This is a genomic window from Rhizobium sp. Leaf262 (assembly GCF_001422245.1).
GTDB lineage: Bacteria > Pseudomonadota > Alphaproteobacteria > Rhizobiales > Rhizobiaceae > Agrobacterium.
Map to the genome: position 1 here is coordinate 470008 of NZ_LMMM01000001.1, position 19968 is coordinate 489975.

18 protein-coding genes are annotated in these 19968 nt (G+C 58.9%); 5 read left to right on the forward strand and 13 right to left on the reverse strand.

Annotated features, from left to right (window positions below; translation table 11 throughout):
• Positions 1-99: 99 nt before the first annotated feature.
• The 3 genes from ASF29_RS02140 to ASF29_RS02150 all read left to right on the forward strand — a co-directional run bounded on the left by ASF29_RS02140 (position 100) and on the right by ASF29_RS02150 (position 3526).
• Complete coding sequence (locus ASF29_RS02140; RefSeq protein WP_062448632.1) at positions 100-1164, forward strand: NAD(P)-dependent alcohol dehydrogenase; 1065 nt, start codon at positions 100-102, stop codon at positions 1162-1164.
• Between the two features lie 100 nt (positions 1165-1264).
• Positions 1265-2317, forward strand: a complete 1053-nt coding sequence (locus tag ASF29_RS02145; protein WP_062448633.1) for a sugar phosphate isomerase/epimerase — start codon at positions 1265-1267, stop codon at positions 2315-2317.
• Positions 2318-2338: 21 nt separating this feature from the next.
• Positions 2339-3526 (forward strand): Gfo/Idh/MocA family oxidoreductase, encoded by a 1188-nt coding sequence (locus ASF29_RS02150; RefSeq protein ID WP_062448087.1) that lies wholly within the window; start codon positions 2339-2341, stop codon positions 3524-3526.
• 136 nt (positions 3527-3662) lie between these two features.
• Here the strand turns inward: ASF29_RS02150 and ASF29_RS02155 are convergent, their stop codons facing one another.
• From ASF29_RS02155 to ASF29_RS02185, 7 genes are all read right to left on the reverse strand, one after another.
• Positions 3663-3845, reverse strand: coding sequence for a hypothetical protein (locus tag ASF29_RS02155; RefSeq protein WP_062448089.1), 183 nt, complete (start codon positions 3843-3845; stop codon positions 3663-3665).
• Positions 3846-4023: 178 nt separating this feature from the next.
• Positions 4024-5130: an aminotransferase class V-fold PLP-dependent enzyme gene (locus tag ASF29_RS02160; protein WP_062448090.1), complete on the reverse strand. Its 1107-nt coding sequence runs from the start codon at positions 5128-5130 to the stop codon at positions 4024-4026.
• Complete coding sequence (locus ASF29_RS02165; protein WP_156462497.1) at positions 5117-5917, reverse strand: ATP-binding cassette domain-containing protein; 801 nt, start codon at positions 5915-5917, stop codon at positions 5117-5119. Before ASF29_RS02165 ends, ASF29_RS02160 begins: the two co-directional genes overlap by 14 nt.
• Positions 5914-6696: an ABC transporter ATP-binding protein gene (locus ASF29_RS02170; protein ID WP_062448093.1), complete on the reverse strand. Its 783-nt coding sequence runs from the start codon at positions 6694-6696 to the stop codon at positions 5914-5916. The genes ASF29_RS02165 and ASF29_RS02170 overlap by 4 nt, the downstream gene beginning before the upstream one ends.
• Entirely contained in the window at positions 6693-7523 is an 831-nt protein-coding gene (locus ASF29_RS02175; RefSeq protein ID WP_062448096.1) for an ABC transporter permease, read from the reverse strand. The genes ASF29_RS02170 and ASF29_RS02175 overlap by 4 nt, the downstream gene beginning before the upstream one ends.
• A complete protein-coding gene (locus ASF29_RS02180; RefSeq protein ID WP_062448098.1) occupies positions 7520-8509 on the reverse strand; it encodes an ABC transporter permease in 990 nt (329 codons plus the stop codon). Before ASF29_RS02180 ends, ASF29_RS02175 begins: the two co-directional genes overlap by 4 nt.
• A 2-nt stretch (positions 8510-8511) precedes the next feature.
• Positions 8512-10122, reverse strand: a complete 1611-nt coding sequence (locus ASF29_RS02185) for an ABC transporter substrate-binding protein (protein WP_062448099.1) — start codon at positions 10120-10122, stop codon at positions 8512-8514.
• Between the two features lie 365 nt (positions 10123-10487).
• On the opposite strand from ASF29_RS02185, the gene ASF29_RS02190 reads away from it, so the two are divergent.
• A complete protein-coding gene (locus ASF29_RS02190; protein WP_062448102.1) occupies positions 10488-11069 on the forward strand; it encodes a hypothetical protein in 582 nt (193 codons plus the stop codon).
• Positions 11070-11120: 51 nt separating this feature from the next.
• On the opposite strand, the gene ASF29_RS02195 is transcribed toward ASF29_RS02190, so the two are convergent.
• The 6 genes from ASF29_RS02195 to ASF29_RS02220 form a co-directional block, all read right to left on the reverse strand.
• Entirely contained in the window at positions 11121-12404 is a 1284-nt protein-coding gene (locus tag ASF29_RS02195; protein WP_062448104.1) for a GNAT family N-acetyltransferase, read from the reverse strand.
• A 224-nt stretch (positions 12405-12628) separates the two neighbouring features.
• Positions 12629-13516 carry a DMT family transporter gene (locus tag ASF29_RS02200; protein WP_062448106.1) on the reverse strand — a complete coding sequence of 296 codons (888 nt, stop codon included), beginning with the start codon at positions 13514-13516 and terminating at the stop codon, positions 12629-12631.
• A gap of 24 nt (positions 13517-13540) precedes the next feature.
• Positions 13541-13954, reverse strand: a complete 414-nt coding sequence (mutT, locus tag ASF29_RS02205) for an 8-oxo-dGTP diphosphatase MutT (protein ID WP_062448108.1) — start codon at positions 13952-13954, stop codon at positions 13541-13543.
• Complete coding sequence (locus ASF29_RS02210; protein WP_062448109.1) at positions 13954-14724, reverse strand: GNAT family N-acetyltransferase; 771 nt, start codon at positions 14722-14724, stop codon at positions 13954-13956. Before ASF29_RS02210 ends, mutT begins: the two co-directional genes overlap by 1 nt.
• 18 nt (positions 14725-14742) lie before the next feature.
• Positions 14743-15984 (reverse strand): bifunctional glutamate N-acetyltransferase/amino-acid acetyltransferase ArgJ, encoded by a 1242-nt coding sequence (gene argJ, locus ASF29_RS02215; protein ID WP_062448112.1) that lies wholly within the window; start codon positions 15982-15984, stop codon positions 14743-14745.
• Between the two features lie 81 nt (positions 15985-16065).
• Positions 16066-16944 (reverse strand): peptidylprolyl isomerase, encoded by an 879-nt coding sequence (locus ASF29_RS02220; protein WP_062448635.1) that lies wholly within the window; start codon positions 16942-16944, stop codon positions 16066-16068.
• A gap of 241 nt (positions 16945-17185) precedes the next feature.
• On the opposite strand from ASF29_RS02220, the gene secA reads away from it, so the two are divergent.
• Entirely contained in the window at positions 17186-19900 is a 2715-nt protein-coding gene (gene secA / locus ASF29_RS02225; protein ID WP_062448113.1) for a preprotein translocase subunit SecA, read from the forward strand.
• Positions 19901-19968 lie beyond the last annotated feature (68 nt).

Here is a 19968-nt window from a genome sequence, read left to right on the forward strand (position 1 = left end):
CGGCTCACTCCTGAAAAGTTGCTTTTGCGCCTTGCTTCTTTTCTCCATTTCGCGATTTTGTTACCCAAGCAGTTGCTGATACGAAATGAGGAGAAGGTCATGCAATCACAGACAAAGCCGGGTGAGGAGCGCGCACTCGTTCTGGAAGAGTTGGGCAAGCTGTCTCTGCGCCCGTTTCCAATCGATGAGCAGGTTGGTCCGCACGATGTCCGCATCGCCATTCACACCGTAGGCATTTGCGGCAGCGACGTGCATTATTACACACACGGCGCCATCGGCAATTTTGTCGTGCGCGAGCCGATGATTCTCGGCCATGAGGCGTCCGGCACCGTAACCGAAGTTGGCTCTGCCGTGACCAACCTGTCGGTGGGGGATCGTGTCTGCATGGAGCCGGGTATTCCCGACCCGATCAGCCGCGCAAGCCGCATCGGCCATTACAATCTCGATCCTGCCGTCCGTTTTTGGGCAACGCCGCCCATTCACGGTGTATTGCGGGCATCTGTCGTCCATCCCGCAGCCTATACGTTCAAGCTGCCTGACAATGTCTCCTTTGCCGCAGGCGCGATGGTGGAGCCGCTGGCTGTGGGCGTGCAGGCGGCAACTCAGGCCAAGGTCAAACCGGGCGATATCGCCGTCGTCATTGGCGCTGGTCCGATCGGTCTCGTCACCGTGCTGGCCGCGCTCGCCGCCGGTTGCGCCCGTGTAATCGTCTCCGATGTCGATCCGGTGAAGCTGGATATGGCGCGCGGTCTTGGACCTGTGGAAACGGTCAATGTGCGCGAGCACAATCTGGCCGAACAAGTGCTGAAATCGACAGACGGTTGGGGCGCGGACGTGATTTTCGAATGCTCCGGTGCCGAAGCCGCCATTACCCATGTGTTCGAACCACTGCGGCCCGCGGGCACCGTGGTCTTCGTGGGCATGCCGACCAAACTTGTGGCCTATGATGTGGTGGCCGCGCAAATTCGCGAAGCGCGTGTCGAACATGTCTTCCGTTATGCCAATGTGTTTGGCCGCTGCGTCGACATGCTGGCATCCGGTGCCATCGATGTCGCGCCGCTGATTACCCGTACGTTTGATTTCGAAGACAGCATCAAGGCCTTCGATCTGGCCGCATCGGCCCCTGCCGGAGAGGTCAAAATGCAGATTCTCATGCCGCAATGATGATTGAGGGTTGCACGAAAATTATCAGCCGTTAGCTTGAGCACCGGTGGCGGGTGGAGGCTCAAACCGCCTAACTGTATCGATGCAGGAGGATCAGTTCATGAAGACAATCAAAGGACCGGGGATTTTTCTCGGACAGTTCGCAGGCGATGCCGCGCCGTTCAACACGTGGGATGGCATCACCAAATGGGCGGCTGATAAGGGTTATCTCGGTGTGCAGGTGCCCACATGGGCCGGACAGTTGATCGACCTGAAAAAAGCGGCGGAATCCAAGGATTATTGCGACGAATTTGCCGGTGTCGCACGTCAGAACGGCGTTGAGGTCACCGAGCTTTCCACTCACTTGCAGGGCCAGCTGGTAGCGGTTCACCCGGCCTATGACGAAGCCTTTGACGGCTTTGCCGCACCCGAAGTGCGTGGCAACCCCAAGGCACGCCAGCAATGGGCCGTGGAGCAGGTCAAGCTTGCGCTGAAGGCATCGCGCAATCTGGGCATCAATGCCCATGCCACCTTCTCCGGCGCGCTGGCGTGGCCCTTTATCTACCCATGGCCGCAGCGCCCTGCCGGTCTTGTGGAAACGGCTTTCGATGAGCTTGCCAAGCGCTGGACGCCGATCCTCGATTATGCCGACGAGCAGGGCGTTGATGTTTGCTACGAGATTCATCCCGGTGAAGACCTGCATGATGGCGTGACCTTCGAGATGTTCCTGGAGCGCGTGAAGAACCACAAACGCGCCAACATGCTCTACGATCCCTCGCATTATGTGCTGCAATGCCTGGATTATCTCGACAATATCGACATCTACAAAGACCGCATCAAGATGTTCCACGTCAAGGACGCCGAGTTCAACCCGACGGGCCGTCAGGGTGTTTACGGCGGTTATCAGGGTTGGGTCGAACGGGCCGGACGCTTCCGTTCGCTCGGCGATGGGCAGGTGGATTTCGGCGCGGTCTTCTCGAAAATGGCCGCCAATGATTTCGACGGCTGGGCCGTGGTCGAGTGGGAATGCGCGTTGAAGCACCCGGAAGACGGTGCAGCGGAAGGCTCCGAATTTGTCAAGGCGCACATCATTCGCGTCACCGAAAAGGCGTTTGACGACTTCGCCTCTGGCGGCACTGATGATGCCGCCAATCGCCGCATGCTGGGCCTTTAAGAGAGTATTCGAGGATAATTCATGGCTATTGAAGGAAAGACGACCGACAAGGCGAGCAAACGCATCCGCCTTGGAATGGTGGGTGGCGGCGCAGGCGCCTTCATCGGCGGCGTGCACCGCATGGCGGCACGGCTGGATAACCGCTTCGAACTGGTGGCGGGCGCCTTGTCCTCCACCCCTGAAAAATCCAAGGCCTCCGGCCTGGAGCTTGGGCTGGATGAAGACCGTTGCTACGGCTCCTTCGAGGAGATGGCGGAAAAGGAAGCGGCACGCGAGGATGGCATCGAAGCCGTCGCCATCGTCACGCCCAACCATGTGCACTACCCGGCGGCAAAGGCCTTTCTGGAACGGGGCATCCACGTCATCTGCGACAAGCCGCTGACCTCCAATCTGGAGGACGCCAAGAAACTGAAGGCCGTGGCCGACAAGTCCGATGCGCTCTTCGTTCTGACGCATAATTACACCGGATACCCGATGGCGCGCCATGCGCGTGAGCTGGTGGAAAGCGGCGCGCTGGGCGATATCAGGCTCGTGCAGATGGAATATCCGCAGGACTGGCTGGCGGAACCCGTGGAGCAGACCGGTGCCAAGCAGGCGGTGTGGCGCACGGACCCGGCGCAATCCGGTGCCGGTGGATCAACCGGCGATATCGGCACCCACGCCTACAATCTCGGCTGCTTCATTTCCGGCCTCGAAGCCGATGAGCTGGCAGCGGATGTGCACACATTCGTGGACGGTCGCCGTCTTGATGATAACGCCCACGTCATGTTGCGCTTCAAGCCCAAGGACGGCAAAGCGCCTGCCAAGGGTCTGCTGTGGTGCAGCCAGGTGGCTGTGGGCAATGAGAACGGCCTGAAGGTTCGCATTTACGGCACCAAGGCTGGCATCGAGTGGACGCAAGCGGACCCGAACTATCTTTGGTTCACAAAGCTGGGCGAGCCGAAGCAGTTGATCACCCGTGGCGGAGCCGGTGCCGGTGCAGCCGCTGCCCGCGTCAGCCGCATTCCATCCGGTCACCCGGAAGGTTACCTCGAAGCTTTCGCGACCATCTACACCGAAGCCGCTAACGCCATCGATGCACGGCGCAACGGCACGGAACTGGACAAGGCCGTGATCTATCCGACCATCGACGATGGCGTCAAAGGCGTCGCCTTTGTCGAGGCATGCATTGCCTCCTCGAAGCAGAATGGTGGATGGGTAAAGTTGTGAGGTGAATGGGGTGGGTCACACCAACGGCACGTGATGTCAGGTGTGGCTTACCCCTTCCTTCTCACGGGCATCCCCTCTCACAGGGGAGATGCCCGGCAGGGTAGAACCCACGACCTTATCTATCCAGCGAAGCGTTCTAAATCACCGGATAGAGCGACCAGAAAAACAGCTCGTGTTCCTGATCACGATCATGCTGTTCCGACTCGTCCTTGACCTTCTGCTCTGGGTTGGAGCCGCGCTCGCGGCTCAACTTGTCTTCCTGGGCCTTGCGACCAAGTCCGAACAGGTCGAAGGAAAGCATATTGAAGCCAGCAACCATTTTCCGTTCCTCTTCGTCACAAACTTTAACAAGGTGTAAAGTTTTGCGCGTTGCCACGATTTCGTCAAGATTGCCGATGGAATTAGTCTGTTATATCAGTGGATGACTCGCGACATTTCATTCTCCTGAATGGCTAATATACAAAGTTTCATTCTTCGCTCTGGAATCGTCGCCGTCATCAGCTTTTTGGAACGCGGTAAATCTCCACGACCGCGCGTAGTCCCTGATCGAGATCATTGGGTTGATCGGCGGCATCGAGAGCGCGGCTGTAAGCGGTCAGATTTGCCAGGACTGACTCTTCATTTGCGCGTGGCCCGGTGTGATTGAGGCGTATCAGCCGTTCGGTTCCAGGACCGACGCCGGGGCTCAGATCTGCACCGGCGATAACGCGTCGAGACAGAAAGGTGTCGCGATCGATTGAGGATGGGAGCACGGCGGTGGTCACCAGGGCAGAAGCGGCATGGTCCTCTACCCACAATTGCGCGCCGAGCGCCGAGAGGCCGGAACGGGTCGCACGCTTTGCCAGATCGTGTCGCTTCACCACCTGCTCCATGCTTTCCGCTTCTATCCGGTCGAGTGCGGCCTGCAGGGCAAAGAACTCCAGTGGCGATGGTGTTCCGGGCAAGGCGAGACGACCGGTGTCCAACCATTGTTCTTTCTGGTCCATCAACGACAGTATGGAGCTGCGAGGTGCTGTATCACGTTGCAGATGCCGCCATGCCTTCGGGCTGATGGATAGCGCGGACAGGCCTGCCGGGCCGCCAAGGGATTTTTGTGGTCCGATGACCGCGATGTCGATGCCCAGCCGATCCACGGCAAGCGCGTGCCCGCCGATTGACGCCACCGCATCGACGATGGTGAGGATGCCACGCGCTCTGGCGAGTGTGACGATGTCCTCCAGCGGGTTGAGGATGCCGCTGGCCGACTCGGCATGCACAAGGGCAAGTACGGTGACGCCTGGATTTGCATCGAGCGCAGCCTGGACCGCCTGCGCGTCGACAGGGCGGCCTGCTTCTGCCGTGAGATTAACGACGTCGGATCCGCCACGTTGCAGCCAGTTGCCGAACCAAGTGCCATAGGGGCTGGTAACGATGTTGAGGGCGCTAAGCCCCGGCCGGGCAAGGCTTGTCGCCACCGCTTCCAGCGCGACCACAGCCTCGGCCTGTATCAGCAGCACGTCGTTCCTCGTGCCCATCAACGCGCCCAGCCGCTCCGCTACGGAAGCATATCGATCCGCAGGGAAGGTGGGGATGTCCAGAAGATGGCTCCAGTCACGGTTGGGCATGGTCGTGCTCCCTGTCGGTCGACAATCTCGGTACGGCTGCAATCAGACGCCGGGCGGTATCGGATTGCGGGGCGGAAACGACGCGCTTCGTTTCGCCATACTCCACGATCTCCCCGGCCTCCATGATGGCGACACGGTGGCAGACGGCGCGAATGACGGCAATGTCGTGCGAAACGAAAAGGCAGGCAAGTCCGGTTTCCTGCTGAATCGAAACCAGCAACTCAAGAATCTGGGCACGCACCGAAACATCGAGGGCGGATACGGCCTCGTCCATGACCAGAAGCGATGGCCGGGTTGCCAGTGCCCGGGCAATGGCCACCCGCTGGCGCTGTCCGCCTGACAGTTCGAGGACAGGGCGGCCTGCAAATGTCGGGGAAAGACCGACCCTTTCCAGCAACTGGCCAATCTCCGCGTCACGCGCCTGCCGTGCAACGATGTGGTGGATGCGTAAAGGCTCGGCTATGGCGGTTTCGACCGTGGAACGTGGGTTGAAGGCGGCGTGCGTATCCTGAAACACCATCTGCATGTGACGCCGCGCGTGGCGAAGCTGACTGCCCGACAGGTCCAGCCAGTCTTCACCACGGAAGATGACCTTGCCCGCATCGGGTTCGATCAAACGCATGACGAGGCGGGCCAGCGTGGATTTTCCACAGCCGGACGGGCCGGCGAGACCCAGCGTCTCTCCCATCCCTATGGAAAAGGACACATCGCGCACGGCACTGGTTTCCCGGGTTCCCGACCTGTAGGTTTTGCTCAGTGCTTCCACGGACAACAGCGCTGCCATCAGGGATTGCTCCTGATCAGCGGTGGGGTCGTCAAATCGAGATGCGCACCGAGCAGACTGTTGGTATAGGCATCCTTCGGATGAGACAGGATGGTGGAGGCGGGGCCGGTTTCCACCAGACGACCTGATTTCAACACGGCAATATCGTCCGCCAGTCGGGAGGCGAGCGCGATGTCGTGAGTGATGAAAATCAGCGTCATGCCATTTTGCTCGACCAGACGGTTTAGCAGTTGCGCGATCGCGGCCTGGGTAATGGTGTCGAGCGCACTTGTCGCTTCATCGGCAATCAGAATGCCGGGATTGGCGGCGATGGCGGCAGCAATGGCCACACGCTGCCGCTGGCCGCCGGAAAGCTGGTGCGGATATGCTTTCAACAACCCGCTGGGGTGGGGCAATTGCACCTCATCCAACAGATCGCGGGCGCGCGCAAATCCCTGTTGCCAGGACAGGGCCAGATGTCGAACGGCACCTTCGGCCACCTGCTCGCCAATGGTCAGAACCGGGTTGAGGCTGGCGCCGGGATCCTGAAAGACGTAGCCGATGTCACGCCCCGGTCGCGGCACGGCGTTGGACCACGAAACGGTTCCCGACAAGGTCGATCTTTGCGGTAAAAGACCCGCCAGCGCTTTTGCAAACGTGCTTTTCCCGGAGCCGCTTTCGCCGATGATGGCGAGCTTTCTTTTGGGCTGAAAGGACAGAGACAGGTCCTGTAAGGCGGGTCTGGACGCCCCCGGATAAGATACTGTCAGGTTCTGGATCGTGCAGAGCGGCGACTGACTCATGGTCGCGCCACCTGTCTGGCGAGCGCCTTGTTGATGCCTTCGGCAAGAAGATAGACGCCCAGAACCGTGATCAGCAGACCCAGGCCAGGAATGATGGAGAGATAGGCGGCGGAACGCAGGACGTTACGTCCTTCCGCAATCATCGAGCCCCAGGTGACGACATTGGGATCGCCGAGCCCCAGAAAGGAAAGTGCTGCTTCGGTGAGGATGGCGGCGGCGACGATGATGGCGGCAAGCGCCAGAACCGGCGGAAGGGCGTTCGGCAGGATCTGTCTCAACGCGATCTCCAGCGGATGCATGCCGATGGCTCTGGCGGACGCAACGTAGTCCCTTTCACGGATCGACAATACCTGTGCCCTTGTCAATCGGGCCGGATCGGCCCAGGCGCTGAGCGCAATGGCCAGAACCACGATGGGCGTGGATGCGCCGATGGTGCTGACAAAGGCGAGAGCGAGAAGGAAGCTGGGGACGATCTGGAATGCATCGGTGACCCGCATCAAGGCCTCATCGATGAGGCCACCGGCAAAACCGGCAAGGGTTCCCATGACTGTGCCGATGAAGAGGGCAGCGGCGGCGGCACTGATGCCGACGGTCAAGGATATGCGTGCGCCGTGGAGCAGCCCTGCGGCGACATCGCGACCAAGAGTGTCTGTGCCCAGCGGATATGCCGGGTTGGTGAAGGGCGCGATGAGCGGCTGAGCGACAATCGACAGCGGATCCTTCAGGAAAATCCAGGGGGCGAGGAGACCGGCACCTGCAATGGCGATGAGAATGAGCAGACCGAGAATGCCCTCGCCGCTGCGTGGAATATCTCGCAGCATTTTCATGACCTACCCCCGCGCGCGCCGACCCGTGGATCAAGCGCCCCGTAAAGAAGATCGACCACGAGGTTGACGAGGATGACGAAGACGGCACTGGTCAGAATGATACCCATCAAAAGCGGGGTGTCGCGTCCGCTTACGGCTTCCTGCGCCAGACGACCGAAACCGGGCACGGCGAACACGCTTTCGACAATGACGCTACCGCCCAGCATGGCAGCCGATTGAAGGCCGAGAACGGTGACAAGCGAGAGCGCCGCGTTGCGGGCGACGTGCCGAAGCACGATTCTTTGCTGCGACAGACCTTTCGAACGGGCAAAAGCCACGAAATCCAACCGCCAGATGTCCGCCATGGCGCTGCGCATGACCCGCAGGAACAGCGCCAGATAGATGAAACCGAGACTGGCGACGGGAAGGATGAGATGTCTGGCTATGTCGAATGCGCGCTCCAGCCCATGCTTGCCGGAAGCAATCGTTTCGATGCCCGATGTGGGGAACCAGCGCAGCTTGACGGAAAACGCGATGACCAGCACAAGCCCCAGCCAGAAGCCGGGCATGGCGTAGAGCGCGAGCGACAGTGTCGACAGACCCCGGTCGCGCAGGCTGCCGGGTTTTGCCCCGGCGATGATTCCGAGTGTGGAGCCCAGCGCAAAAGACAGCGCGGTGGCGCTGCCCATCAAAAGTAGGGTGTTGGGAAGACGTTCCAGAATGAGCGATAGGACCGGGCGGTCGAAGGTGACGGACCAGCCCAGGTCCAGTCGGGCAACCGAGGAGAGATAGAGCCAGAGCCGCGCCAGCATCGACTGGTCCAGTCCATACTGGCTTCGGAGCGTCTCCCGCAGGGCCGCATCGCCGCCACCAATGGAGACGAGATAGGCATCGACGGCATCGCCCGAGGCGTATTCGAGCAGCAGGAAGGTCAGAAGAAGAACGATGGCCAGCACGGGGATGGCGCTCAGGAGACGACGACCGATGATCCGTGTCGCACCTTTCACCGCTATGCCTGCAAGACCGTGTCTGCCCAGTTGGAAACGGCCCAGCGCGGATTGCTGGCAACGTTCTGGACGGTATCGCGCGCCACGGTGATAAAACCCCATTCCGCGACATTGATGAGCGGCAGGTCCTGTGTCACCTCTTGCTGGAATTGCTTGTAAAGCTCGGTACGCGCCTTTTCATCGATCGTTTCGGCAGCTTTGTCGATCAAAGCGTCCAGCTGCTTGTTTTCGTAGCCACCCTGATTGGAAAAGCCGACGCCCGCAGGGGTGCCGGATTTGACGAGAATGGTTGTGGAAATGGCGGGATCGCCGCGAAAAACCGGGGGTGCAACGGCCAGGTCGAAGGCGTGGTCGGTATAGACTGCCTTCTGGTGGGCGGCGGCATCATTATTGACGAGTTCAGCATCGATGCCGATTTCGGCCAGAGCCTGACGCAGATAAGCTCCGAACTGTTTGGTCTCGTTGAAATAGGGGGCGGGCAGCAGCTTCAGGGAAAAACGGGTGCCTTTGGCATCGCGCTTGTAACCGGCCTCATCCAGAAGAGCATTGGCCTTATCGACGTTGAAATCATAGATTTCGACTTCGGGCGTGTAGAATTGCGGTGCGTTTTTCGGCACCGGACCTGTCGATGCCTTGGCGTAACCGAGAAAGACGGTATCGACCACGAGCTTCTTGTCGATGGCGTGGGCAATGGCCCTGCGGACCTTGATGTCCGACAGCTCCTTGCGGCGATGATTGATTTCGACGACGAGCTGGTAGGTGAGCGCTTCATAACCATCCGTGATGACCTTGAGGCCGGGTTCCTTGGCGATGCGGGCAAGATCGGATAGTGGAACAGCGGAAAAGGCTGCCAGCTGTATCTCCTCGGCTTCTAGCGCGGAGGCCGCACCGGCGCGGTCAGGTAGCACGCGGTAGACAATCTCCTCAAGCTTGGGCGCGTCCTTGGCCCAGTACGTATCGTTACGCGTCAGGCGGTAATATTCGCCGGGTTTGTATTCTGCAAAGACGAAGGGCCCTGTGCCGACGGGTTTTGTGTTGGCCGGGTTGGTGGCAATATCGGTGCCTTCGTAAAGATGTTTGGGAATGACGCTTGTCACCACCGGCAGCGCATTGCGCAGAAGCTGGAAAGGCGTCGGCTTTGAAAAGCGGAAGATGGCGGTATGCTCATCTGGCGTATCGACCGTCTCCAGATTGGCGAAGATGAGGCGGCCCAGATTCTGGAGAGGTTTCCAGACCGAGAGGGCGGAAAAGGCGACATCGGCCGAAGTGAACGGCTTGCCATCATGCCACGTGACGCCTTCACGCAGCTTGAATGTTGCGCTGAGCCCATCGGCAGACCCTTCCCATGACGTCGCAAGTCGCGGCTCCAGCCCGTTTTCGCCCTTGTACGACGCCTCGGCAAGTGGCTCCACGATCTTGCTGGAAATGTAGAAGACGCCATTTGACGCGACGATAGCCGGATTGAGATTCTTCGGCTCGGAGTCTGCCGCCACGACAAGACGTCCACCCCCTTCTGCCGCCCATGCTGAGCCCGGTCTCACCAAGGTGGTCGACGCCGCCAGCAGGGCTGCGGTCTTGATGAGGGAGCGACGGGAGAGCGAGGTGAGCGGCATGGATAACTCCGGAAATGGAACGGGCATGGGTAAGGCCACGGGGTGCAGTGTAAGGCTTCGGCAAGCCCAGTGTCCACGAGAATCCAAAGGCGCGACAGCAATGTTTTATTCGGCTTTGGTAGCGCCGGGATCAATCTTGCCAAGGCTTTCACGAAAAGGGAATTGTTTTACCAGGAGAGATGCGGTGCGATGACGGTGGCCCTTGGCAGTCCCGGAACGGGTCATCTCGGACGGAGTCGGAGAAGAAATATTAGTTATCGCTAATTATTAGTCTTCTAAATTACAGTGAATGCTTATATATTATTTCTCCCAGTGGGTTAGATTACAGTCAATGTCAACATGCCCACAAGGAGGAGGAAAAAATCATGAGGAACTTAACGTCTACCTTGTTAGTGACCGCCTGTCTTGTTCTTCCATTAAACGCCCATGCTCTGGATGTGAGCGTGGGCGGAGTGAGCGCCAGCGTTGGCGGAAATGATAGCGGCGGCGTTAGTGCCAGCGCTTCCGTGGGAGGAAGCGGCGGTGTCAACGCCGGTGCAGATATCGGTGGTCGAAGCGGCGGGGGGCTGGGTGCCGACGTCAATGCCTCGGTGGGCGGCGCGGGCGGCATCAACGCCAATACCAGTGCCAGTGTTGGCGGCAGGAGCGGCGTGAATGCCGATGTCAACGCGTCCGTCGGCAATGTAAACGCCACGGCGAATGGCGGGCTGGGACGTTCCACCGGTGTCGGCGTGAATGTTGGCATAGGCACGCCGGGCACACCCAGCGGGCCGATCAGCCCCGGCGCGACGCCTCCGGGAGCCGTGCGAGATGCCATCATCTCCTATAACAACATGTCCCGGTCTCAGCAGGTAAGGTTGTCGAAGCGTTGCGTGGATATTCTGGGCGGCGGCTACGATGCTGCTTTGACGCAGCTGTGCAAAATGATCCGCACCGCGTCTCGTTAAAGAAATCAGAATGTAAAAAGGGGCGTTCGCGCCCCTTTTCCATGCCCGTGGTTATGCACCGCTATTCTTGCGGCCAATGGACATAATGCGTTCGCGCAGCACTTTTGCGAGATTGCGGGTGTTGCGATACATGTGGACCTGCGCTGCGACCTGCCGCACATCGCGGTCGCTGTTTTGCGTCAGCCCGATCACCAGAGTTCCCATCGCTGCTTTTTCAGCCCAGAAACCGTCCAGCGCGCCGTCTTCATCGGCCCCGCAGCTGTCCGTGCGCAAAATATTGGCGTCATCCAGATGCCATTCCGTGAGCCGTTGCAGCAGGAGCTTGTCAACCGCATGACGCTGGTGCGTCTCATTGACAGCCAACTTCCAGACATAAGCCTCACCCATCGTCATGAAGACGACCGCAGAGGCGATCGCGACTCCATCGAGATTGAGCGTGTGGATGCGCACTGCGTCTATCTCGGCCAGATTGGTGATGGCCTCACGGGCGAAGGCCGCCCGATATCTGTCGCTGACCAGTGCCGAACGCTTGCGGCCTTTCGAACCGCTGGCTTCCAGCGCCAGAAACTCTTCCGTGCGCAGCCTTATGTCCTGCGGCTGTCTGGCGATATCGTGCGAAAGAGTTCCGGCTCCGGTCGCCTCGAGCTGCTTCCAGTGGCTTTGCAATGTCTGCAATTGTTGCGGCGACAGCGTCTGTTGAAGATAGAGGGTGGCATCGACCTTGCTTTCCAACATCATGCGTCCGTGTGGCTCGGCGGTGGCAAGCGGCAGGTTGCGGCTAAGCGCGATCGCCTTGATCATGCGCACGAAAGCGCCGTTGAGGCGCAACTGCGGCAGAACCAGAATGTCCGGCAGGCGCAGCTCTGGCTGGGAAAGCGCATCGAGTAGATTGTCTATGGTCTCGGCAGCACCTTCCGAATCCACCAACGGTGTGCCGAGAGGACCAAACGGATTGGCCCATGCTCTCAAAATCGAAGGACCCACGGAAAAGCCCGGCTTTTCCACGGTGAAGGGCATGAGAAAACGCATGCGGCTGCGCGCTCCGTTTTCGTCGCGCATCAGGGCAAAGCGGACGGATTTTTCGTCCACACGCGGCATTGCGGGCGCCAGAAGCTTTCCAGTGAAGAAAATATTGGGTTCCATCACCCGGTTGGAAAGGAAATCCAGCTCTTCCTGCAGCTCATAACCTAGCTGGGCAGGGTAAACGCAGAACTCGCGTCCTGCGCGACCGACACGAATGCTGCTGTCCGCTGCCGGACGATCGGACACGGTCTTTGCCAGCAGCAACGCGAAACGGCTGTCTCGCATATCTGGATCGTTGGGATCGCTTGCCATGCCTGCCTTATACCGTCTCTGTCACATCTTCCATGACAATATAGTTGCCCAAAGCAGCGCGTTGAATAAGGCACGGCGATTTTCTGCGACAACCGATGATCACCGGATTGTCGTCCGGTGAAGTTTCACACTGTTTCAATCATACATCGAAACATTAGCAATGTTGAGAGTGGGGATGCAGTAAATTAACCGTGTTTGCCACAGCATTTACGCGTCAGTTAGCGTCAAGGCAATATCAACGCATTTTTTCGCCTTGGATAAAGTCCCAGAACCAATGCACAACCCAGGATAATGACACCCGCGCCCAAAAGCTGGATGGCAGAGAGTGGCTCGTCCAGCACCACCGCACCCACAATGACCGCGATGATCGTCACCACGAATTCCACGCTGATCGTCTTCGTCGCCCCGATCAGGGAGACCAGCCGGAAATAGGTGATGTAGGTCAGCGCGCTCATGAAGATGGCGAGGCCGAAGAGGTAAGCGACGTCGAAGATGTCAGGCATACGCGGTATCGGAATGACGAAGAGAAGTGGCAGTGTCAGCAGCCCACCTGCCAGAAAGGAGCCTATGGTGATTTCCCATGCGCCTGACCCTTTGAGATATCGGCTGGCGTAATTGCTCCCGAATGCGGCGCAGATGCACCCGAACAGGCACGCAGCGCAGCCCAGTATGAAACCGTTCGTGACGGGAACGGCGGGAAAACCGACCAGAATAACGATGCCGCCGAAGCCCAGCACCATGCCGAACATGCTTTGCAGGGTTATTTTCTCGAGCCCCCACAATTGGCCGATCAGCATGGAAAACAAGGGAATGCTGGCCACGATAATGGCCGCCATGGCCGTGCCGATGATGGGGGTCGCAAAGGAGAGCCCGATCAGCTGTCCGGCAACCGTGGTGGCGCCCACAACGGCAAAGGCCCGCCAGCCTGCGCTGAAATCGAGCTTGCGTCCGGACAGCCGGGCAACGGCCAGCAGTGCGAGGCTGGCAATGAAACAGCGCAAGGTGACGGCGCCGACCCAGCCGAAGGCGGCCACCGCGTGCAAAACGAGCAGAAAGGAAAGCCCCCAAGCCACGGCAAGGAAGAGATAGGCGGCAAGCTCCGAGGGTTTCATGGTCTGCCCGTTTGCAGGAGGTTTTTACAGAAGGTCTTGAAGGTAGGGGATGAGCGGTTCATCGGCAGGCGGCATCGGGTAGTCCCGCAGCGCCTGCGGCTTGACCCATTTGATGGCCTGTCCCTCCGCGCCGCGCGGAATACCTTCGTAACGGCGGCAGACATATAGCGGCATCAGCAGGTGAAAGCTTTCATAGCTATGGCTGGCAAAGGTCAGCGGTGCAAGACATGCGACCTTGGTCCTGATGCCAAGCTCTTCCTCGAGTTCGCGGATCAGGGTTTCCTCAGGTGTTTCTCCTGCCTCGACCTTGCCGCCTGGGAACTCCCACAGGCCAGCCAGTGACTTGCCCTCCGGTCGCTGGGCCAGAAGGATGCGACCGTCCGTATCAACGAGTGCGCAGGCGGCCACCAGAAGTATCTTCCTACCAATCTCGGCCATTAGGCGGCATCCTTGCGCCAGTAGCGATAGGTATAGGCTGTGGAAAAACCGAATTTTTCATAGAGCGCAATGGCCGGGCGATTGGTAGAGACCACCTGAAGCCACGCTGTTTTCGCGCCACTGATGCGTGCCCAGCGAAGTGCGGAAGTCAGAATTTGCGTACCGGTGCCCTGACGCCTGAGATTGAGCGCGACATCCAGCGACAGAATGCCCGCCAGATCATTGTCCTGAACGCAGATCACTGTCGCCTGCGGTTCGCCTTCGATCTCTTCCTTGGTGAAAAGACCGAGTGTCGGCTTGATCGAGCTGACGATTTCAGCGATGGCGGATCGCAAGGATGTATCTTCCCCGCTGATCTTCAGGCTGGCCTCGACGAAGCGACCGATATCATGACTGGGGATATGCGCAACGGTCTCGGGCAGTTCGGCATTGGCAATGTCCGCCGTCATGACGTCGACTTGTTCGAAGACGCTCCAGCCATCGGCGATCAGATGTTCCCGCAGTTGAGGCGGCATCAGTGTCGTTTCGCGAACGATCAGCGGGCGACCGAAATCTTCGAACCGTTTGCGTGCCTTTTCGAGGCGCAGGGCGCAATTGGCGTAGTCCGAAGGATCAAGCGGCACGACGCAATTGATGCGCTTGGACGGATGCGACCCCGTCAGTCTGATCTGCCAGCTACCATCATAGACGACGGAGGACGCTGGCCAGGCCCGGAAGCTGACAGCTTCCAGCCGCCGCACCAGCGGAAGATTGACGGCAGGATTACCCATTTCGAAAGACCCCACCGATCAGCTCCGGTAATCGCCGTTGATCTCGACATATTCCTTGGTGAGATCACAGGTCCAGACGGTTGCCTGCCCGTTGCCGAGGCCGATGTCGACCTTCACCGTGATATCTTCCTGCTTCATCACCGCGCTGGCATCGGCTTCGGAATAGGCAGGGTCGCGTTCGCCATTGACGGCCACGCGCACATTGCCGAACCAGATCGCCAGACGATCGCGATCGGCCATTTCGCCCGACTTGCCGACAGCCATCACAACGCGGCCCCAATTGGCGTCTTCACCGGCCACGGCGGTCTTGACCAGCGGGGAGTTGGCGATCGACAGCGCGATTGTCTTGGCAGCGCCATTGTTCTCGGCGCCGGTGACGGTGATTTCCACCATCTTGCGCGCGCCTTCGCCATCCCGGACAACCTGAAGCGCAAGATCCTTCAAGAGATCGTTCAGCGCCTCGCGGAAGCTGCCGAGGCGGGCATCGTCTGCGCTCTCCACGCGTGCCTGTCCTGCGTCTGCGGCAGCGCCGGTTGCAAACAGCATCAGCGTATCAGAGGTGGACGTATCGCTGTCGACGGTGACGGAGTTGAATGTCCGGCCGACGCCCGCGGAAAGAAGCGACTGGAGCACGTCAGGTGCGATATCCGCATCGGTCACGACGAAGGAAAGCATGGTCGCCATATCCGGCGCAATCATCCCGGCACCCTTGGCGATGCCATTGATGGTGACCGTAACGCCGCCAATATCAGCCTTGCGCGTCGCGACCTTCGGATAGGTATCCGTGGTCATGATCGCCTTGGCTGCTTCCTGCCAGAAATCGCCGGTGGCATCGGCATGCATCTGACCCAAAACGCCTGCGAATTTGGTGGCGTCGAGCGGTTCGCCGATGACGCCGGTAGACGCGAGGAACACTTCGCTTGTTGCGCATCCCACAGCGTCTGCCGCAGATTTTCCGGTCAATTCGGTCGCGGCTTTGCCTTTGACGCCGGTAAAGGCGTTGGCATTACCCGAATTCACGACGACTGCGCGGGCAACGCCGCCTGGCAGGTTGGCGCGGCAGAAATCCACCGGTGCAGACGGGCATTTGGATTTCGTGAAAACGCCTGCCACGCTGGCGGGCTTGTCGAACACCATCAACAAAACGTCCGTGCGGTTCTTGTACTTGATGCCCGCGGCAGCCGTGGCCATGCGTACCCCGGCAAGGGCGGGCATGTCAGGATATGATTTGGGGGCAAGCGGAGAAACGGCAGCGGACATGGTGACGGAACCTGCATTGAGAGATGGATGTGGATATGAAAACGGGGCGGCTCATCGCCGCCCCATGTCTTCGAGATGCGATTACTGCTGTGCAGGTGGCTCGGCGGGCGCTTCTGCCTGCTGCTTGCTGGCTTCTTCATAAGCCTTGCGCATCGCCTCGTCTGGGATGTCGATCTTCTGCTCGGCCTTGGCCTTCTCGATCAGGGCGACGTACTTGTCACGCATGACGAGCTGGCGAACCTGCGCTTCGACCTGATCGAATGCCGGTGGCGGGGCAACGCGCTTGTCTTCCAGCTTGATGACGTGGAAGCCGAACTGCGACTTCACAGGCTCCTTGGTGTAGGCACCCTTTTCGAGCTTGAATGCAGCTTCTTCGAATTCAGGAACCATGCGGCCCTTGCCGAACCAGCCCAGATCGCCGCCGTCATCCTTGTTGGAATCAGTGGACTTTTCCTTGGCCAGCGCCGCGAAATCCTTGCCGCCATCCAGCTGCTTGATCACATCCTTGGCTTCCTCTTCGGTCGCAACCAGAATATGGGCAGCCTTGACTTCTTCTTCCTTTGGCAGGGCCGCGACTTCCTTGTCGTAACGCGCCTTCACTTCAGCATCGGTGACGGCGTCGACGACGTGCTTGCGGAAATAGGCGTTATGCAGCTCACGATCGGTGATGAAGGCGAGGCGCTTCTTGAAATCGTCGGTCTTTTCCAGACCTTCAGCAGTCGCATCTTTCACCAGCAGCTTCACGTCGATAGCGCCGGAGAGGGCCGCGACTTTCTTCTGCTCGTCAGGAAGCTGGGCAAGCTGCGGATCGAGATTGCTCATGGCCAGGTCGAGTTCGGACTGGCGGATTTCCAGATCGCCGACCTTGGCGACAACGGCATCTTCCTGCGCGAAAGCGGGAAACTGAAGACCAAGGGTGGCCACGATCACAGCAGCCGCAATTCTATTATAGCGCAACATATTAAACCTTTCGGAGACAATGCCGGCTCCAGACGTGGTTTTCCGGCTGAAAAACTTCCAAACACCGGAATGTGGCCATTCTGTAACGGGCAGAACCGTTGACATCATTTGCCCCCCCTCTTATCTGTCGCGTAACCTCGCGTCCAGATACGTTTCAGGGCCAAGTCTGTCATTTGTGCTTTATTGCGATGTCAGACCTCAAAGTCCTGGAAAAAACGGAATTTCAGAAAGGGCCACTAAGATGGTCAGTCTCGGCGGAATAGCCCGCAAGTTGTTCGGTTCGGCAAATGAACGCCGTGTCCGCTCCTATCGTAGCAATATCAACGCCATAGGTGCGCTGGAAGAAGAGATGAAGGCGCTCTCCGACGAGGCGCTAAAGGCAAAGACTGTGGAGTTCCGCCAGCAGCTTGCCGAAGGTAAAACGCTGGACAGCATTCTCGTTCCGGCTTTTGCCGTTGCGCGGGAAGCGTCGCGCCGTGTGCTCGGCATGCGCCCCTTCGATGTCCAGCTGACCGGCGGCATGATTCTTCACTCCGGTGCTATTTCGGAAATGAAGACGGGTGAAGGTAAGACGCTTGTTGCAACGCTGGCGGTTTATCTCAATGCGCTCGAAGGCAAAGGTGTCCACGTCGTAACCGTCAACGACTATCTGGCCCAGCGCGACGCGGCGACCATGGCGCGTCTCTACAGCTTCCTCGGACTGACCACCGGCGTCATCGTCCATGGTCTTGATGACGACCAGCGCCGCGAGGCTTATGCCTGCGACATAACCTACGCCACCAACAACGAACTCGGCTTCGATTATCTTCGCGACAACATGAAGTATGACAAGCCACAGATGGTGCAGCGCGGGCATCACTATGCCATCGTCGACGAAGTGGACTCCATTCTGGTGGATGAGGCGCGCACCCCGCTCATCATCTCCGGTCCGCTGGATGACCGCTCCGATCTTTACAACACGATCGATGCCTTCATTCCGATGCTAACGCCGGACGATTACGAAATCGACGAGAAGCAGCGCTCGGCCAACTTTTCTGAGGATGGTACGGAGAAACTCGAGAACCTGTTGCGTGACGCAGGTCTGCTCAAAGGCGAATCGCTATACGACGTCGAGAATGTCGCGATCGTTCACCACATCAATAACGCTCTGAAGGCTCACAAGCTGTTCCAGCGCGACAAGGACTACATCGTCCGCAACGGTGAGATAGTCATCATCGACGAATTCACGGGCCGCATGATGCCCGGCCGCCGTTATTCCGAAGGTCAGCACCAGGCGCTTGAGGCCAAGGAAAAGGTGCAGATTCAACCGGAAAACCAGACGCTGTCTTCCGTTACCTTCCAGAACTATTTCCGCATGTACAAGAAGCTTGCGGGCATGACCGGTACGGCATCCACCGAAGCCGAAGAGTTCAACAACATCTATGGCCTCGACGTCATCGAAGTGCCAACCAACCTGCCGATCCAGCGTATCGACGAAGACGACGAAGTCTACCGGACCGGCGAAGAAAAGTTCAAGGCGATCATTGAAGAGATCAAGGCTGCGCATGAGCGTAACCAGCCGGTTCTCGTCGGTACGACCTCGATTGAAAAGTCAGAACTTCTGGCCACAATGCTGCGCCAGACGGGCTTTGAGAACTTCCAGGTTCTGAATGCTCGTTATCACGAGCAGGAAGCCTATATCGTTTCGCAGGCCGGTGTACCGGGTGCAGTCACCATCGCCACCAACATGGCTGGTCGCGGTACCGACATCCAGCTGGGTGGTAACGTCGAGATGCGTCTGGAGCGTGAACTCGAAGGCATCGAGGACGAGGAAGAGCGCCGCGCGACGGAAAAAGTCGTTCGCGACGAGATCAAGGTCCTGAAGGAAAAGGCACTTGCTGCCGGTGGGCTGTTCGTCATTGCGACGGAACGCCATGAAAGCCGTCGTATCGACAACCAGCTGCGTGGCCGTTCCGGTCGTCAGGGTGACCCGGGTCGCTCGAAATTCTATCTGTCGCTTCAGGACGATCTGATGCGCATCTTCGGCTCCGACCGTATGGATTCGATGCTGCAGAAGCTTGGCCTCAAGGAAGGCGAAGCGATCGTGCATCCTTGGATCAACAAGGCCCTGGAACGCGCCCAGAAGAAGGTCGAGGCTCGCAACTTCGAAACCCGTAAGAACCTTCTGAAGTATGACGACGTGCTGAACGATCAGCGCAAGGTCATTTTCGACCAGCGTCTGGAACTGATGGAAGCCAACAATATCGGCGAAACCGCAGCAGATATGCGCAACGAGGTCATCGAGGCGCTGGTCGCCAAGCATGTTCCTGAAAACGCATATGCCGAGCAATGGGATATCGTCGGTCTTAAGGCTGCCATCGAACAGTCGCTCAACCTTGATCTGCCGGTCGATGAGTGGGCGAAGGAAGAGGGCATCGCCGAAGACGATATTCTTCAGCGTGTCACCGAAGCCGCTGAAAAAGTCGTCGCTGACAAGACAGAGCGCTTCGGCCCCGAAGTGATGACTTATGTCGAGCGTTCCGTCATTCTACAGACCATCGATCATCTGTGGCGTGAGCACATCGTCAATCTCGATCACCTCCGCTCCGTCGTTGGCTTCCGCGGCTATGCGCAGCGCGATCCGTTGCAGGAATACAAGGCCGAGGCATTCGAGCTGTTCCAGGCTCTTCTTGCCAACCTGCGTGAGGCGGTAACGGCTCAGCTGATGCGCGTCGAACTGGTTCGCGACCCCCCGCAGCCCGAGCTGCCGGAAATGACTGCCCATCATCTCGATCCGCTGACTGGTGAAGACGAGTTTGCAGGCAACCAGCAAGACGCCCCTGCCATGTTCGTGCCACCAGAGCAGCGCGACCCCAACAACCCCGCTACTTGGGGCAAGATCGGTCGCAACGAAGCCTGCCCCTGCGGCTCTGGCAAGAAATACAAACATTGCCACGGAATTTTTGAGCAGGCGTGAGAACGTCGAGGTCAATGATAATAACCAGCCCGCAGGCTTTGTTTGCGGGCTGTCTCGATTTTAGATGT